At 44.1% G+C, this 247-nt stretch carries 1 protein-coding gene and 1 pseudogene; one reads left to right on the forward strand and one right to left on the reverse strand.

The genetic code is table 11. The features are described from left to right. Positions 1–108: pseudogene (locus tag Q5762_RS40245) on the reverse strand (hypothetical protein); the annotation flags it as partial. Here Q5762_RS40245 and Q5762_RS40250 point away from each other — a divergent pair. Then, positions 108–247 (forward strand): hypothetical protein (locus Q5762_RS40250; RefSeq protein WP_399495647.1); only part of this gene is annotated, 140 nt, incomplete at its 3' end. The pseudogene Q5762_RS40245 and the gene Q5762_RS40250 sit on opposite strands and share 1 nt — an antisense overlap.

The raw sequence follows: 247 nt of genomic DNA on the forward strand, positions 1-247 counted from the left end.
GTGGATAAACCGATTGGCAAGTGTCGGGACATCTTCTCCCAGTTCTCTTGCCGCCCGTATCAATTTATCATCCACGTCTGTGAAATTGGAAACGTATTGGACATCATATCCACGCTTATTTTGAAGATGTAGAAGCCCTCGGTTGCAAACGGGCGGACATTCATCCTCGAGTTACGGAAAATATGGACATCATCATTGAATTTATTCGAACGTTGGAAGAGAAAGGTTATGCTTACGAAGTAGACGG

Source organism: Streptomyces sp. P9(2023), assembly GCF_032436795.1.
In the GTDB taxonomy this organism is placed as follows: Bacteria; Actinomycetota; Actinomycetes; order Streptomycetales; family Streptomycetaceae; genus Streptomyces.